The organism is Streptomyces sp. NPDC050211 (assembly GCF_040656035.1).
Lineage (GTDB): Bacteria > Actinomycetota > Actinomycetes > Streptomycetales > Streptomycetaceae > Streptomyces.
Map to the genome: position 1 here is coordinate 67,811 of NZ_JBFALC010000016.1, position 16,669 is coordinate 84,479.

Consider the following 16,669-nt stretch of genomic DNA (forward strand, 5'->3'; position numbering starts at 1 on the left):
GCGCACTCTTGAATGTTTGATTCAGCGAATCTAACATCGCGCGGTGGATCCATTCATCCACTGATCATGGTTACGGAAGGGGATTCCCCCGTGTTCCCAGCCATTCGCCTCAGACACCCGGCCGCCGCCCTGGCACTCACGCTCGCCCTGAGCCTCCCCACGACCGCGACGGCCACACCCCCAAGAGATGTGCCGCAGGTATGGCCCACCCCGCAGCACCTCAGCGTGGGACGCGGCCAACTCACCGTCCCTGAACGGGTCGTCGAGGTCGTCGGCCCGGGAACCGACCCTTCGGCCCGCCGCCTCGTCGAATCCGTCCTGCGGGACGCCGGAGCCGACGAGATCGTCACGACCGACAAGCCTCCCGCGTCGGCCGCGCTCACCATCTACGTCGGCGGCCCCGACGAGAGCGGCGCCACCGGCCGGGTCCTCAAAGCTCTCGGCGCCAAGCCCCCGGCCGGTCTGCCGTCCGGCGGCTATGTCCTCGCGTCCGGCCGGAAGGACGGGCGGGCCCTCGTCGCCCTGTCCGGCGTCGACACCACGGGCACGTTCTATGCCGCCCAGACTCTGCGCCAACTCGTCGTCAAGGCGGGCGGATCCCGTTCCGCCCTCCCCGAGGTCACCGTGCGGGACTGGCCGACGGCGCCCCTGCGCGGGGTCATCGAGGGCTTCTACGGCGCTCCCTGGTCGCACGCCGAGCGCCTTGCCCAACTCGACTTCTACGGCCGTACGAAGCAGAACGTCTACGTCTACTCCCCCAAGGACGACGCCTACTTGCGCGCCCGCTGGCGCGACGCGTACCCGCCCGCCGAACTGGCCCGGCTCGCGGAGCTGGTCGACCGGGCCGACGCCAACCACGTCCGCTTCACCTACGCCCTCTCCCCCGGACTGTCGGTCTGCTACTCCTCGGACGCCGACGTCAAGGCGCTCACCGCCAAGTTCGACTCGCTGTACGCCATCGGCGTCCGTTCCTTCGCGATCCCGCTGGACGACATCAGCTACACCAAGTGGAACTGCGCCGCCGACGAGGAGGAGTTCGGCACCGGAGGCGGCGCGGCCGGCACCGCCCAGGCCGAGTTGCTCAACCGGGTCTGGCAGGAGTTCTCCGCCACGCACTCCGGGCTCGAACCACTGGAGATGGTCCCCACCGAGTGCTCGGACCTGGCCGACTCCCCCTACAAGACCGCCCTGCGGGAGAAGCTGGACCCCTCGGTGGTCGTCGAGTGGACCGGCGTCGGCGTGATCGCCCCGACCATCACCGCCGACCAGGTACGCAACGCTCGCAAGGTGTACGGCCACCCGATCCTGGTCTGGGACAACTACCCCGTCAACGACTACGTCACGAGCCGTCTGCTGCTCGGCCCGTACACCGGCCGTGAGCCCGGCGTCGCCGAGGAGGCGGTCGGCGTGACGGCCAACCCGATGGTGCAGGGCGAGGCGAGCCGGATCGCGCTGTTCACCTCGGCCGCGTATCTGTGGAACCCGCAGGGCTACGACCCACGGGCCGCGTTCCTTGCCTCCGTCCGTGACCTGGCGGGGCCCGAGGCGGCGAAATGGCTGCGGATCTTCGCGGAGAACAACTACTCGTCCGAGCTCGACCCGACCGAGTCGCCGACACTGAGCCGACTGATCGCGGCCTTCCACAAGGCCTACGACCAGGACAGCGGTCTCGACCGGGCCGCCGCCGCGCTCCGGGCCTACTACACGGACATGGCCGCCACACCGGCACAGTTGCGCGCCCACCTCGCCAACCCCGGCTTCCTCGAAGAGACTTCGGCCTGGCTGGACAAGCTCGGCCGGTACGGCTCCGCGGGACAGACGGCCGTGGACCTGCTGCTGGCGAGCAAGCGCGGCGACCCCGACGCGGTCACCACGCACTGGAACCGGCTCAGGGCCGAGCGCAAGGCACTGGACACCGTCCCCCAGCAGGTCTCGCCGGGCGTGATGGACCAGTTCCTCTACACGACGATGCTTCGGACCGCGCCCGATCCCGGCGTCGACCTCTCCTTCGAGCCCGGTTCCCTCACCCTGAAGCCGGGTGCGTCCGAGACGGTCACGCTGGCCCTGTCCGACGAGCGCTCGACCACCGCCAAGACGGTCTCCTGGAAGCTCGACGTTCCCGAGGGCGTCACGGCCTCCCCCGCCGAGGGCACCGCCACCGTCCCGGCGGGCGGCACCACTTCCGTCACGGTCACGTTCTCTGCGCAGGAGGGCGCTGGGGAAGGCGTACGGTCCATCGTCGCCACCGGCACCGGCGCTCTCGAACGGGCGATCCCGGTCCAAGTCACCGACGGATCGGGCTCGTCCAGAGCGCTGACGGCCAACTTCAGTGGCGCTTCGGTCAGTTCGATCGATCTCTCCTCCGGCAAGAGCACGGAGATCGCCGTCGGGAACAACCCCGGTGAGGTGGTCGTGAGTGCCGACGGGCGCACCGCCTACGCCGCCAACCAGGGCTCCAACACCGTCAGCGTGATCGATGTGGCGGATGGCAAAGTCACCGCCACCGTCGCTGTGGGCCGCGTCCCCGCCGGGCTCGCGCTCACGCCGGACGGCGGCACACTCTGGGTCGCGAACTACTCCGAGAGCACGGTGCAGCCCGTGGACACCGCAACGCTGCGGGCGGGTACGGCCGTTCCCGTGGGCTCCGGTCCCGAGAACATGGCGATCACACCTGACGGGCGGACCCTGTATGTGGCCAACATCCACGACAACACGGTCAGTCCGGTCGACCTGGCGACCCGGAAGAGCGGCGCCGCGATCCCGGTCGGTCCCAGGCCCTTCAATGTCGTGGCCGCTCCCGACGGGCAGACGGTGTACGTGTCCAACTCCGGTGGCTCCACCGTCACTCCGATCGACACCGCCACGAACGACACCGAGCCGACACTGCTGGTCACCGGCCAGGCCTACGGGCTCGGTCTGTCGCCGGACGGGCGGACTCTGTGGGTCAGCCCCAGCACCGGCGACAGCGTCACGCCCGTGGACACGGCGACGGGGGCGCCCGGCGAGACGGTGACGGTCGGGAGGTCCGCCTTCGACGTCGGTCTGGACTGGGAAGGCGGGACGGCGTACGTCACCACGGCGGACGGGAACGCACTGGTGCCGGTCGACACCGCTTCGGGGGCGGCGGGGGCGGCGTTTACCACGGGCGCCTATCCGCTGGCTGTGGCGCTGACGCCGGTACCCGTGCGGTAGCGCTCCGCGGGGTGCCGCGCCAGGCCGTTCAGCGTCTGCGGGTTCGTCGTGGCTGGTCGCGCAGTTCCCCGCGCCCCTATCGGGGCGCTGCTCAGCTGGCGGTGCGGCGGATGCGGCCTGCGTAGCGCTTCTCCAGGTCCAGGTTGCTTTCGAAGCCGCCGGGCACGTTCGCCGAGACGTATACCGGGGGGCGGTCGCCGGAGGCGAGGAGGAGGGAGGCGGCTTCGGCGACTGCCATCTGGACCAGCATCACGCCGGTGAGTGTGGAGAGGGCGCAGACGGCGCCGCCGCCCGGGAGTTCGAGGAGGGCGTCGCCGCGTGGGGCCGCGTTGTCGAGGACCACGTCGGCGATGTCGGCGAGCTTCTTGCCGCTCGGGTGGGCGGCGGGGACGGCCCGGGTGTGGGGGAGGGAGGTGATGGCCAGGAGCCGGTGGCCTTCTTCCTTGGCGTGCAGGGCCATCTCGACGATGACCTTGTTGACGCCGGAGTTGGAGATGATGACGAAGAGGTCCTCCGGTCGGGGGGCGGCGAGGTCGTAGATCCGCTGGGCGACTCCCGCCTGGCGCTCCAGGAGCGGGTCGTCGAGGACGCTGGGCGGGTCACCGCCGTAGAGGACGAGGTCGGCGATGCTGAGCCGGTTCGTGGGGACCAATCCCCCGGCGCGGCCCGCTAGTTCGAGAACCATTGCCTGGGAGTGGCCGGTGCCGAAGGCCTGGATGACGCCGTCCGAGCGCACACACTGGGCGATCAGTTCGGCGGCGCGCGTCACCTCGCCGCCGGCGGACTCGGTGATGCGGTGGAGGGCGGCCATGCCCTCGCGGGCGAAGCCCTGTGCGCTCACGGACTCGACGGACACGGGATACTCCCCACTGGTGGATTGAACCACCTCACACAACATCACAGGTGAATCAATAAATCACATGCCGTGGGCCACGGGCAACGAGGAGATGCGCCCATGTCGATGGGTCCTGGAATTCAATCAGTGACGTGAACGGTGGCTGTTACCTTCGTCGTATGCCTGCCACGGACGTCACCACACTGATCCGCACCGAGCTGCCCCGGCTCGCCGGCTCGTTGCGGAAGGTCGGCGAGCTGATCCTGGAGGATCCGGCAGCCGTCACCCACTGCTCGGCCGCCGAGCTGGGCCGCCGTACCGGTACCTCCCAGGCGACGGTGACCCGGTTCTGCCGGGCCATCGGGCTCGACTCCTACCAGCATCTGCTGATCGAACTGGCCCAGGAGCGCGGCCGCGGCGAGGTCTCGGACTGGGGCACCGCCGAGATCGGCCCGGACATCGCCCCCGACGACAGCCTGGAACGGGTCGTGCAAGTCGTCGGCACCGCGGATCTGCGCGCGGTCCAGCAGACCATCGACCGGATGGATCTCGACGCCGTCGAGCGCGCGGCCCAGGCCACGGCCCGTGCGCGCCGTATCGACGTGTACGGCGTCGGCGGCAGCGGGGCCCTGGCGCAGGAGACCGAGACCCGGCTGTTCCGCATCGGCTGCGCGGTGCGAGGTTGGACCGAGGTGCATGGCGCGGCCACTTCCGCCGCCCTGCTCACCCCCGCGGACGTCGCCATCGGCATCTCGCACTCCGGAGCGACCCGGGAGACCATCGAGCCGTTCGAGATGGCCAAGGAGCGCGGTGCCACCACCGTGGCGATCACGTCCGACCACCGTTCCCCGCTCGCCAAGGCCGCCGACATCCGGCTCATCATCTCCTCCTCGGAGACCAGCTTCCGCGCCGAGAGCATCGGCAGCCGGCACTCCTCCCTGCTCCTCATCGACTGCCTGTACGTCCGCGTCGCCCAGCTCTCCTACCAACGAGCCAGCGCCTCCCTGGCGTTGACCGACCACATCACTCCGCGGCATGCGGTGAAGTCCCGGCGCACCCGCTGAGCGTGACCGGTCAGCGTGACCGCTTTGCATGGATGAACCACCGAGGAAACGTCAAGATGGTTGTTTGAATCATCCCCTCGGTGCCAGGATGGGGCTCCCCGCCGAGCACTCGTAGGAGCCCCATGCGCGTCCTCTCTGTCGAGTCCACCGATCTTTTCGTCGGTACCGCCGAGCAGCCGCACCAGATCGTGATCGCCGGGATCGAGCACGTCCCGGACAGGCCGGTCCGCCTCGCCGTGGCGGGCGCGGAGGTGAGCGGGGAGGCGCTCGCCACCGTCGGTGAGGACGGCACGGTACGCGTCGAGATACCCGTGACCGTCGAGGGCCTCGCGCCCGGCGACCGCCGCGAGGTCACGGTCACCGTCACCGACGGGGACCAAGTGGCGCGGCACACCGCCGAGTTCACGGCGGCGGAGCCCGGCTGGACCATGTTCATGGTCAGCCACTTCCACTACGACCCCGTCTGGTGGAACACCCAGGGCGCCTACACCGAGACCTGGGACGTGGCCGACGACCCGGCGACGACCGGTCTTCCGGCCCGCACCTTCGACTCGCGCGGCCAGTCCGGGATGAGCCTCGTCCGGGCCCACTGCGATCTGGCGCGGCGCGATCCGGCGTACACCTTCGTGCTCGCCGAGGTCGACTACCTCAAGCCCTACTGGGACACCTTCCCCGAAGAGCGCGCGTTTCTACGGCAGTTGCTGCGCACCGGGCGGATCGAGATCATGGGCGGCACCTACAACGAGCCCAACACCAACCTCACCGGGGCGGAAGCGACCATCCGCAACGCCGTCTACGGTGACGGCTTCCAGCGCGGGATCCTCGGCGCCTCCCCCGAGACGGCGTGGCAGCTCGACGCATTCGGGCACGATCCGCAGTTCCCGGGGCTGATGGCGGACGCCGGGATCTCCTCCAGTTCGTGGGCGCGCGGGCCGTTCCATCAGTGGGGACCGACCCTCTCCGTGTTCGGCGAGGAGCCCCGGGACCCCGGACGGATGCAGTTCCCGGCGGAGTTCAACTGGATCGCCCCGTCCGGGCGCGGACTGCTCACGGCGTACATGGTCAACCACTACGGCGCCGGCTGGGCGATCGACAACGCGCCCACGCTGCCGGAGGCGGAAGCAGCCGCGCACAAGCTCTTCCAGGGGCTCAAGAAGGTCGCGCTCACCCGCAACGTCCTGCTCCCGGTCGGCGGCGACTACGCCCCGCCGTGCCGCTGGGTCATGGACATCCACCGGGACTGGAACGCCCGTTACGTCTGGCCGCGCTTCATCAGCGCCGTGCCCCGCGACTTCTTCGCCGCCGTACGGGACGAGCTGGAAGCCGAGGGGCGGAAGGCCTCGCCGCAGACCAGGGACATGAACCCCATCTACACCGGCAAGGACGTCTCCTACATCGACACCAAGCAGGCCCAGCGGTACGGCGAGACGCTCCTCGCCGACGCGGAGGCCTGGGCGACTCTCGCCTCGCTCGTCACCGGGCATCCCTATCCGGACGCCGCGCTCGACAAGGCGTGGCGGCAGCTGATCTACGGCGCCCATCACGACGCCGTCACCGGCTCGGAGTCGGACCAGGTCTACATCGATCTGCTCACCGGCTGGCGGGAGTTGTGCGACCTCGCCGAGACGGTGCACGCCGACGCGACACAGGCGCTCGCCGACGCCGTGACGCCCGCCGAGGGGACGGCGGACCTGGTCGTCTTCAACCCGGCGACGTGGGAGCGGCGGGACGTCCTGACGGTCGCGGATCCCGGACAGGTCCCGCTGGACGACACCGGCCACCCCCTGCCCGCCGTGGCCGAGGACGGACAACTGCACGTCGTCGTACCGGAGTTGCCCGGCATGGGCCTCAAGGCACTCCCCCTCGCCGAGGGCACCGTGCCCGAGTGGACGAGCGGCGAGGGCACCACCATTCGCAACGAGTTCTACGAGGTGACGGTCGACCCCGCGCGTGGCGGCGCCGTCAGCAGCCTGCGCCTACTGACCGAGGGCGGCCGGGAGTTGCTGCGCCCCGGCGACATCGGCAACGAACTCGTCGTCCAGGAGGAGTACTCGAGGCATCCCCGCTTCGGTGAAGGCCCCTGGCATCTCACCCCGACCGGCACCACCGCCGCCCGCAGCGGGGACGTACGCGCGGACATCGAGGTCGAGCAGTCCGCCGCCGGATCGCGGATCACCGTCAGCGCGGACCTCGGTCTCTTCCGGTACACGCAGCGGCTGTGTCTGTGGCAGGGCGTCGACCGGCTGGACGTGTCCACCACCATCGACGGGTACGACGGCGCCGACCGGCTCATCCGGGTCCGCTGGCCGTCGAACGTCCAGGGCGGGCTGCCGGTGCACGAGGTGGCGGATGCCGTGATCGGGCGGGGGTTCGGGTTCGTGGAGGTGGACAGCGAGCGGTTCCCGTGGACGCTGGACAACCCGGCGAACACCTGGTTCGCCCTGGGGTCCACGGCCCGCGTGGCGCTGAGCGGCGACACGGGCAGGTTCCTCGGGCACCGCTCGATCGGAGTCGCCGAACTCGTCTACCCGGACTGGGACGAGGCCGGGGAACTCGGCACCCCGCTCGCGGCCGCCCTGGTACGCGTGGGAGTCACCGCGACCTCGACGATCGCGGACGGGCCCCGGTACGGGGACCTGGAGGTGGACTCCAACCTGCCCGACATCCGCATCGCCGTCGGCGGCCCCGACCGCAACTCCCTGGTCGCCGAGGCCCTCGGCTGGGATCCCGCCGCCGGACGCGAGCTGCGGCGGCAGCTGGCCGAGGAAGGTGTCGCCGCCGTGTGGGTGGCGCCGCGTGCCGGGCTGCGCGAGGAGTGGGTGCCCGGAGCGGACCTCCGCGACCTCGAACGGCTGCCGCTGCTCGTGGTGGCGGGCGCCCGCCCCGAGGACGATGCCAAGGCGGTCGACGCGCTGATCGCCGACCTGGACGACGCCGTCGTACACGCCACGGCGGCGGGCGGCGGTGAGGCGCTGCCGCCGGGCGACGCCTGGGACGGGCACGGCTTCGCCGTCCTCAACCGGGGCACACCTGGCTGTGTGGTCACCGCCTCCGGCGACCTCTACATGTCCCTGATGCGCTCCTGCACCGGCTGGCCCTCCGGCATCTGGATCGACCCGCCGCGTCGCACCACCCCCGACGGCTCGGGGTTCCAACTCCAGCGCTGGTCCCACACGTTCGAGTACGCCGTCGTCGCGGGCGAGGGCGACTGGCGGGACCTGGGACTGCCCCGGGCCGGTCATGAGTTCAACCACCCGCTCACCGCACGGATCCGGCGGTCCTCCGACGAACCCGGGATACCGAGAACGGCGACGTTGCTCTCCCTCGAACCCGCGGGCGAGGTACTGCTCGACGCCCTCAAGCCGCTCGGCTCCCCACTCGCCCGCGGCAGCGCGGCACCCGCGGACCCGGGCCGCGGAGTCGTCGTACGGATGCACGAGGTCAACGGACGGCCGGTGCACGCGCGCGTGCAGGGACCGCGGGACTGGGCGGAGGGCGCGCGGGCGGACGTACTCGAGACACCGGGCGAACCACTGGCACCGAATGCCGACGGCGGTCTCGATCTGGGCCTGACCGGCTTCGAGGTCGCCACGGTCCTGGCCAACGCCACCGCCGCCCGCACGTCCGACGGTCCCGCCGTCGCCGCCCACGAACCCGCCCAGCCCATCCACACCCGCTACTGGCTCCACAACTCCGGCCCCGCCCCCCGCGGCAACATGCCGGTCTCGGTCTTCCTCTCCCCCACCGCACTCACCGCCACCGACCCGGTCACGGCCACCGTCCGCATCGGCTCGGAACTCACCGACGCCCCGACGTGGGGCACCGTGACCCTGCACGCACCACCAGGCTGGTCCACCACCCCCGCCGAACTGCCCTACGCCCTGGGCCCCGGCGGCTTCACCCTCACCGAGATCACGGTGACCCCACCACCTGACCCCGAGCCGGGCCGACACTGGCTCGCGGCCCGGCTGTCGTACGGCGGGCAGGTGTACGAGGATGTCGTGGCCCTCGATGTGCCAGGCGCCCCGCCAGGTCCAACTCTCCTGCCAGAGCTGGGGGTTGAGCGCATCGCCGTACCCCGCGGTGAGCGCGTCCTAGTCCCGGTCACCGTGCACAACACCACCCGCGGCCCCATCAACGGAACCCTGTGGGCCGTGTCCTCCTGGGGAACCTGGACCGGGGTCACCCCCGCCTGCCAGGGCTTCACGGTGGCCGCCGGGGACCACCTGGAGTGCGTGATCGAGGTGGACGGCGGCTCGGTGCCGCCGGGCTCGTACTGGCTGATGGCAAAGCTCGCCTGGCACGGCCGCGTCGCCTACACGAAGGCCGTGGAGCTGGAGGTGAGCCCATGACGGAACACGCGGCGCTCGTGCAGGGCGAGGCGATCCCGAGGGAGCGTGTGAACGCCTTCTTGGAAGCGCCCCGCAGGGGCGCGGGCGGTGTCGATATGCGGCTCCGCCGCGTGGGCGCGACCAGCCACAACGAACCCGCACACGAACGACAAAGGCGCCGCTGGGCAACACAGGTAGTCGTCGCCGACGAACTCGCCCGACGGGCATGCAGGGAACGGGGTTTGACGCTCCCTGGCGAGATGTCACCCGCACGCATGCTCGCCGTGGTCGAAACCGACGTAGCCGACCTCGGCAGCATCATCGCGGCAACCCTCGCCCACTCCCCGGCCGCACGCACCCTCCTCGCCGAACTGGCGGGCGAGCAACACGTCCCGGAGACCGTCGTACAGGACTACTACCAGCGCAACCGGGACCGCTTCCTCACCCCGGAGGCACTGCGGCGTGGCATCGACCCGTTCGGCGTGACCGCACCGGAGGACTTCGTGCCGTACAGGCACGCCCGCGACGGCATCGTGAGCGAACTGCGCCGCGCCGCAGCGCACCGCGCCTTCTTCGACTGGTTCGACCGCGCACGCGCCGACGTGGAGTACGCCGTCGGCCATGAACACCCCGGCGATCCCTCCCATCCGGACCACGAGCACCGGCACTGACCGCCCGACTGATCACCGGCGGAACCTAAAAGCAACATGGCAACCCATTGACCTCCGATGAATTCTGGTCCACCTTTTCATCAATCGGAGTCGAAGTTGGTTAATTGAACCAGCAGCTGGCTGGTCGCAGGAGGCAGCAATGCGCGCTACAAGACTGACCGGATCCGTTGCGGGGCTCGTCGCCCTGATCCTGACCGCCGCCGGCTGCGGCCTGTCGAGCGGCTCCGAGGGAGGGGACGCCACGGCGGGCGGCTGCAAGGTCGACAAGGGAAACGTCGGGTCGGGGAAGCTCTCCGGCGAGATCGACGGTGACATCACCTTCCAGACCACCAACCTGAAGAAGGACTTCGGGGACTTCTTCAACGGCGTCATCAAGGCGTTCGAGAAGGCCAACCCCGGCACCAAGGTCAAGTGGATCGACGACCCAGGCGACAACACCTTCACCAGCCGCACGGTCGCCGACGCCCAGGCCTGCACGCTGGCGGACGTCATCAACGTCAACGCGCCGACGGCGACGGCCCTCACCAAGGCCGGCTACCTGCTCGACGTCGGTACCAAGGACCCTGACGCATCGAAGCCCTTCGTCCCGTCGTTCTGGGAGTCCAGCACCTTCAAGGACGCCACCGGCAAGGCCATCCACACGACGCTGCCCTGGTACACCGGCGGTGTCCTCCTGACGTACAACACCGACCTGCTGAAGAAGGCCGGCATCGACCCGGCGAAGCCGCCGACGACCATGTTCGGCCTGTTCGCCGACTACGAGAAGATCGCCAAGGCCGCCGACGGCAAGTTCTACGCGACCATGGCCAACCCGATCTGGCGCATCCCGGCCGACTTCGACCAGATGGGCATCAAGATCCTCTCCGCCGACGGCAAGTCCGCTGTCCTCGCCGACGACCCTCGCACCGTCCAGTGGGTCGAGTGGATGGCGAAGCTGTACAAGCAGGGCGCGATGCCGAAGGACTCGCTGTCCTCCAGCAACGACCCGTCCACGCTCTACAGCCAGGGCAAGGTGGCCTACGGTTCGACGAACCCGAGCTTCGTGCGGTTCGTGAAGGACAACAGCCCGTCGGTCTACGCCAAGACGGCCGTCGGCCAGCAGCCCTACGACGCGCTCGGCCGCGCCTCCGCCGGTGCCCCGCAGTACATCTCGGTCGCCGCGACCAGCAAGAACGCCCCCACGGCGCTGGCGTTCGCGAAGTTCCTGACCAACGCCGAGAACCAGACGGCCTGGTGCAAAGACCCGAGCGTGGTGATCTTCCCGACCACCACGGCCTCGCTGGACGATCCGTTCTTCCAGAACGTCACCGGCGACGACCCGTTCTCCCAGGCCCGCAAGCTCGTCGCCGACCAGCTCAAGACGGCCGACACCAACCAGACCAACCTCTCCCCGGCCGTGCAGAACGCCATCGTGTCCCAGGTGCAGCTGGCCATGCAGGGCAAGAAGAGCCCGGCGGACGCCGTCAAGGACGCCCAGGACAAGGCCAACCAGCTGCTGAAGCAGGCAGGCTGACGGTGACGGCTCAGATCACGAAGCCGGTGTCCGTGCCCGGTGCGGAGCGCACGGACTCCGCACCGGGCGCGAGCCCCTCTCGACTCCGGGCACTGTTGCCGGGACCGGCTGCTGGTGCCAACGGAGCGGCGATGTACCGTCGTTGGTGGCTCCCCTGGCTGTGGACCGCTCCCGCGATCGCCTGCGCGGTGATCTTCGGGGTGTTCCCGTTCCTCAACACCCTGCTGCTGTCGTTCACCGACGCCAAGCCGCTCGGCGGCGCCTCGGGCTTCGTCGGGCTGGACAACTACACGCGCATGCTGGACGACTCCGACTTCTGGCTGGCGACCCGCAACAGCGTCCTGTACGCGCTGATCGTCGTACCGCTGATGGTGCTGCTGCCGCTGATGCTGGCCGTCCTGGTGGAGAAGAACCTGCCCGGCATCGGCTTCTTCCGCTCCGCCTTCTACACCCCCGTCCTCGCCTCCAGCGTGGTCGTGGGCCTGAGCTGGCAGTGGCTGCTGGCCGACGACGGACTGGTCAACACCTGGCTGGAGAAGGCCCATTTGATCAGGGACGCCATCCCGTTCCTGTCCGACCCGTGGCTGATCCTGCTGTCCGCGATGGGCCTGACGCTGTGGAAGGGGCTCGGCTGGTACATGGTCTTCTACCTGGCCGCCCTCGGGAACGTGCCCAAGGAACTGCACGAGGCGGCGGCCATGGACGGCGCCGGCGCGATCCGCCGTTTCTGGCACATCACGATGCCGGGCGTCCGGAACGCCATGATGCTCGTCGGCACGCTCACCGGCATCGGCTCGCTCAGGGTGTTCACCGAGATCTACATGCTCGGCAGCTCCACCGGCGGCCCCGGCGGCGCCGACCGCACCCTGCCCTTCTACATCCGGGACGTCGGTCTGGACCCGATCACCGGCAACGCCGGTTACGGCTCGGCCGTCAGCGTGGCCCTGTTCCTGCTGACGCTGGGGCTGACCCTGCTGGCGCAGCGCCTGACGAAGGAGGACGACGCATGACCACGGCCGCTGTCCCGGCCAAGCGCCGCCGTCTGATGCCCCGTTGGCGGGACTACGGCCGCCCCCGCGAACTGCTCGTCCGCTACCTGCTGTTGTTCCTCGTCCTTGGCCTCACCGTAGGACCGCTGCTCTGGCAGCTCCTGGCTTCCCTGAAGAGCACCGGCGAGGACGTCTTCGGCGCGAACGCCACCCTGCTGCCGCACGACCCGACCCTGCGGGCCTACCGGACGATCTTCGAGCAGGTGCCGGTGGCGACGTACATCCGCAACAGCATGATCGTGGTCGTCCTGTCGGTCACCAGCCAGCTCGTCTTCTCCACCACCGCCGGCTACATGCTCTCCAAGCCCGGCTGGAAGGGCCGCAAGGCGGTCTGGGTCGTGCTGGTCGCCTCGATGATGTTCCCCTTCGAGTCGATCATGGTGTCCCTGTTCCTGAGCATCCGCGACCTCGGGCTCGTCGACAGCCTGGCGGGCGTCTGGCTGCCCGGATTCGTCGGCGCGATCAACGTCCTGCTGATGCGCGCCGCGTTCCTGGCCGTGCCGCGCGAGATAGAGGACTCGGCCATGCTCGACGGCGCGAACGAGTGGCAGCGCTTCCGCCATCTGTATCTGCCGTCCGCGTGGGGCGCGATCATGGTGGTGATCATCAACACCTTCATCAGCGCCTGGGACGACTTCCTCTGGCCGCTGATCGTGCTGCGCTCGGAGAGCAACATGACCCTGACGCTGGGTCTTTCGCGGCTGCAGAGTTCGTCGTTCGGCTACGACCAGCGGATGGTCATGGCCGGGTCGGTGATCTCCGTGATCCCGGTGCTCATCCTGTTCGTCATCACCCAACGGTGGTTCTACAAGGGCGTGTCGTCAGGAGCGGTGAAGCTGTAGGGGTACGGCTTTCAGCGCGGCCCGCGACGACTCGGCGACGCGGATCTCGACCACGCCGGTCAGATCGGCATCGAGATCCAGAGTGACCGTGACCGTACGGCGCTCGCCCGGCGCGAGGCCCGCACCCTTGAACGCACACAGTTCGAGGGTGCGCGGCCAGACGGTCGTGATCAGGCGTCTGAGATAGACCTGCACGACCGTACGCCCGTACCGGTCCCCCGTGTTGGTGACATCGACCTCGACCGTGTGCCCCGACAGGCGTGGCGTGCCGTACTCGAAGCTCGTGTACGACAGCCCGTGCCCGAAGGAGTAGAGCGGCTCGGCACTTTCGTCGACGTAGCCGCCGTACTCGGTGTCCTTGTGGTTGTAGTAGACGGGGAGTTGGGCCGCCGAGCGCGGGACGGAGACGGGGAGCCGGCCGCTCGGCTCGGCCAGCCCGAGCAGCACCTCGGCGATCGCGTCGCCGCCCCACGGGCCCGGATACCAGGCGGTGAGCAGAGCCGCCGCGCGTCCGGCCTCGGGCACGGCGTGCGGGCGGCCCTGGATCATGACGATCACCGTGGGGGTGCCGGTCGCGACGACGGCGTCCAGGAGCGCGTGTTGCGCGGCGCCGAGCCGTAGTCCGGCGAGGTCCACGCCTTCGCCGCAGGTCATCTCGGATACGGCCGTCACGGCGGCGCCGTTGGCGGCGAACTCGGTGTCGGGGGTGCGGGCGCTGCTGCCGCCCAGCACCAGCACGGCCAGGTCGGACGCGGCCGCGGTGGCGACCGCCTCGGGGATGCCGGACAGGCCGTCGCCGGTCAGGGCGCAGCCGCGGGTGTGGCGGAGTTCGATGCCGGGCGGGGCCAGTCGGCGTAGGCCGTCGAGCACGCTCGTTCCCGTGCCGGGGCGCTGCGGGGCGGTGTAGTCGCCGAGTTGGTGGGCGCTGGTGGCGGCGTGCGGGCCCAGGACGGCGATACGGGAGACCGTGGGGCGTATGGGCAGTACGCCGGCGTCGTTGTGGAGGAGGGCGACGGCGGAGCGGGCGAGGGCGGTGCTCAGCTCGCGACCGTTCGGCGGCATCAACTGGCTTGATCTGTACGGCTGTTCAAAGAGGCCGAGCCGGAACTTCAGGCTCAGGACACGCGCCACGGCGGCGTCCAGGGCCGCAACGGTCACCAGCCCTTGCTCGACCGCTTCCTCAAGGTGCGTGAAGCCCTCGTCCCACAGGCTCAGGTCGACGCCGGCGTTGAGGGCGAGGGCCCCTGCGGACACCTTGTCGCCGGTGATCCGGGCCAGCCGGTCCACGGCCAGCCCGTCCGCCATGACCAGGCCCTCGAAACCCCAGCGCTCACGCAGGAGTTCATGGAGCAGGGCGCGATTGCCGGCGCAGGGCAGGCCGTCGACCTCGTTGTACGCGGCCATGACGGCGGCGGCTCCGGCACGGACTCCGGCGCGGGCGGCGGGGAGGTGGATCTCGTGGAGTTCGCGCGGCCCGAGTTCGGACTCGGCCGAGTTGCGTCCGCCGACGGTGGCTCCCTGTCCGGCGAAGTGCTTGAGGACGACGGGGGCCTTGTCGGCGGCGAAGAGTTCTCCTTGGCCCTGCATGCCGCGGACGAGTGCCTCGGTGAGACGGCCAGCGAGGTACGGGTCCTCGCCGTAGCACTCCTCGGTGCGGCCCCAGCGTGGGTCGCGGGCGATGTCCAGTGCGGAGACGAGGGCGACATGGCCGCCGCGGGCGCGCAGTTCGGCGGCGGCGTGGGCGGCGGCTCGCTCGTACAGTGCGGGGTCCCAGGTGGCGCCGACAGCCAGGTTGACGGGGAAGACCGTGCCGTCCAGGGCCATGTGGCCGTGGGGGACCTCCTCGACGAAGAGGGCGGGGATGCCGAGGCGGCTCGTTTGTACGATGTGACATTGCACTAGTTCGGCGAGTCCCGCGCTGTCGTCCGCACCGGCTCCCGTCGTGTGATCGACGCCGGACCAGGCGTCGGCGCGCAACAACCCGTAGAGGGCACCGAGTCCGGCGAAGCGCTCGGTCTCGGCACGCAGGGCGTCGGTCAGTTCGAAGGCGCCGTCGGGGGTGCGGCGGTAGGCGTCCCAGCCGTACATGCGCTGGTTGAGCTGACCGACCTTCTCCCGCAGGGTCATACGGGCGAGCAGATCGCGGACGCGGGCGTCGACGGGGGCGGCCGGGTCCCGGTACGTCGTCACCGTCCGAGCCCCGGTCGGGCGAGGGCGACGGCTCCGGGACAGCCGTCGGCCACCTGGTCGATCGTGAACTCGGGCAGCCGATCGGTGAGGGGGGTCAGCAGCGGGTCGATCAGCCCTCCGGTGACGACGATCCTCTCCCCCGGGTGGGGGTCCAACGCGCAGAGGGTGTCGGTCAGTTGGTCGGCCGCTTCCTGGAGGATCGCCTCCGCGACGGCGTCCTTATGGCCGGCGGCCTCGACCACGAGGGGTGCGAGACCTGCGAGCTGGACCGGCGGGCGGGCCATCACGGCGGGCAGCACATGCATGCGGTAGAGCTCGCGCTGCTCGCGGGTCCACGCCTGAGCGCCATACGGCAGCACCTCGGCAGGAAGGCCGAGCTCCCGTCCGACCGAGGCGGCCAGCAGGGTCGGCCCGCCGCGTCCGTCGGCCATGCGCAGGGCGGCCCGGACGGCGCTGCGGCCGATCCAGAAGCCGCTGCCGTCGTCGCCGAGCAGCCAGCCGTCGCCGCCCGCGGTCGCGGTGCAGCGGCGTCCGGTGATCCGGGCGGCGACCGCGCCGGTGCCGGCGACCAGGGCGAGGCCGTCGGCGGGGAAGCCCGGCGCGGAGGCGAACGCGGCCTCGATGTCGCTGTAGATCTCGACCGACACGGCGTGGATGCCCAGCCTTTCCAGCGCGGCGGAGAGGGCGGACTGTGCCCTGAGCCGCCCGGGCTCGTCGGCGGCGGTCCGCGAGGCGCCCGCGAAGCCGCCCGCGACGGCCCCGACCCGGGCGCGCAGCGGCTCCGGCACGGCCTGGGCGAGGGCCTCGGCCAGGTGGTCGGTGAGTTCCGGCACCGGGACGGTCAGGGCGTTGCCCGGTCCGCCGGTGCCCTCGCACTGCGGCAGGCCGTCGTGGGCGGAGGCCAGGACGGCACGCGTCCGGGTGCCGCCGGCGTCCAGGCCGACCACGAGATCCTGGTTCAAATTATTGTTCATCGGCAACC

Annotated in this window: 10 protein-coding genes; 7 read left to right on the forward strand and 3 right to left on the reverse strand. The window is 70.4% G+C overall.

What is annotated here, in order from left to right:
- Positions 1–90 precede the first annotated feature (90 nt).
- Complete coding sequence (locus tag AB0I98_RS18860; protein WP_362942770.1) at positions 91–3,192, forward strand: beta-N-acetylglucosaminidase domain-containing protein; 3,102 nt, start codon at positions 91–93, stop codon at positions 3,190–3,192.
- Positions 3,193–3,283: 91 nt separating this feature from the next.
- On the opposite strand, the gene AB0I98_RS18865 is transcribed toward AB0I98_RS18860, so the two are convergent.
- The gene (locus AB0I98_RS18865) at positions 3,284–4,048 is read right to left on the reverse strand and encodes an SIS domain-containing protein (protein WP_362942773.1); all 765 of its coding nucleotides are present in this window, start codon (positions 4,046–4,048) and stop codon (positions 3,284–3,286) included.
- Between the two features lie 158 nt (positions 4,049–4,206).
- Here AB0I98_RS18865 and AB0I98_RS18870 point away from each other — a divergent pair, with 158 nt between their 5' ends.
- From AB0I98_RS18870 to AB0I98_RS18895, 6 genes are all read left to right on the forward strand, one after another.
- Positions 4,207–5,091, forward strand: a complete 885-nt coding sequence (locus AB0I98_RS18870; RefSeq protein WP_362942776.1) for a MurR/RpiR family transcriptional regulator — start codon at positions 4,207–4,209, stop codon at positions 5,089–5,091.
- 122 nt (positions 5,092–5,213) lie between these two features.
- Positions 5,214–9,443 (forward strand): NEW3 domain-containing protein, encoded by a 4,230-nt coding sequence (locus AB0I98_RS18875; RefSeq protein ID WP_362942779.1) that lies wholly within the window; start codon positions 5,214–5,216, stop codon positions 9,441–9,443.
- Entirely contained in the window at positions 9,440–10,093 is a 654-nt protein-coding gene (locus AB0I98_RS18880; RefSeq protein WP_362942782.1) for a peptidyl-prolyl cis-trans isomerase, read from the forward strand. The genes AB0I98_RS18875 and AB0I98_RS18880 overlap by 4 nt, the downstream gene beginning before the upstream one ends.
- A gap of 139 nt (positions 10,094–10,232) precedes the next feature.
- A complete protein-coding gene (locus tag AB0I98_RS18885; RefSeq protein ID WP_362942786.1) occupies positions 10,233–11,606 on the forward strand; it encodes an extracellular solute-binding protein in 1,374 nt (457 codons plus the stop codon).
- 131 nt (positions 11,607–11,737) lie between these two features.
- Positions 11,738–12,616 carry a sugar ABC transporter permease gene (locus AB0I98_RS18890; protein ID WP_362942789.1) on the forward strand — a complete coding sequence of 293 codons (879 nt, stop codon included), beginning with the start codon at positions 11,738–11,740 and terminating at the stop codon, positions 12,614–12,616.
- Positions 12,613–13,497: a carbohydrate ABC transporter permease gene (locus tag AB0I98_RS18895; RefSeq protein ID WP_362942792.1), complete on the forward strand. Its 885-nt coding sequence runs from the start codon at positions 12,613–12,615 to the stop codon at positions 13,495–13,497. The genes AB0I98_RS18890 and AB0I98_RS18895 overlap by 4 nt, the downstream gene beginning before the upstream one ends.
- Here the strand turns inward: AB0I98_RS18895 and AB0I98_RS18900 are convergent.
- Together AB0I98_RS18900 and AB0I98_RS18905 are read right to left on the reverse strand one after the other, a co-directional pair.
- Positions 13,477–15,687, reverse strand: coding sequence for a glycoside hydrolase family 3 N-terminal domain-containing protein (locus AB0I98_RS18900; protein ID WP_362942795.1), 2,211 nt, complete (start codon positions 15,685–15,687; stop codon positions 13,477–13,479). The genes AB0I98_RS18895 and AB0I98_RS18900 overlap by 21 nt on opposite strands.
- Entirely contained in the window at positions 15,684–16,661 is a 978-nt protein-coding gene (locus tag AB0I98_RS18905; RefSeq protein WP_362942798.1) for a BadF/BadG/BcrA/BcrD ATPase family protein, read from the reverse strand. The genes AB0I98_RS18900 and AB0I98_RS18905 overlap by 4 nt, the downstream gene beginning before the upstream one ends.
- Between the last annotated feature and the right edge of the window lie 8 nt (positions 16,662–16,669).

Excerpts from the sequence above, each read along its gene's own strand:
- AB0I98_RS18875 (WP_362942779.1), top strand. The coding sequence starts at position 5,214 with ATGCGCGTCCTCTCTGTCGAGTCCACCGATCTTTTCGTCGGTACCGCC.
- AB0I98_RS18890 (WP_362942789.1), top strand. The coding sequence starts at position 11,738 with ATGTACCGTCGTTGGTGGCTCCCCTGGCTGTGGACCGCTCCCGCGATC.
- AB0I98_RS18880 (WP_362942782.1), top strand. The coding sequence starts at position 9,440 with ATGACGGAACACGCGGCGCTCGTGCAGGGCGAGGCGATCCCGAGGGAG.
- AB0I98_RS18895 (WP_362942792.1), top strand. The coding sequence starts at position 12,613 with ATGACCACGGCCGCTGTCCCGGCCAAGCGCCGCCGTCTGATGCCCCGT.
- AB0I98_RS18905 (WP_362942798.1), bottom strand. The coding sequence starts at position 16,661 with ATGAACAATAATTTGAACCAGGATCTCGTGGTCGGCCTGGACGCCGGC.
- AB0I98_RS18885 (WP_362942786.1), top strand. The coding sequence starts at position 10,233 with ATGCGCGCTACAAGACTGACCGGATCCGTTGCGGGGCTCGTCGCCCTG.
- AB0I98_RS18870 (WP_362942776.1), top strand. The coding sequence starts at position 4,207 with ATGCCTGCCACGGACGTCACCACACTGATCCGCACCGAGCTGCCCCGG.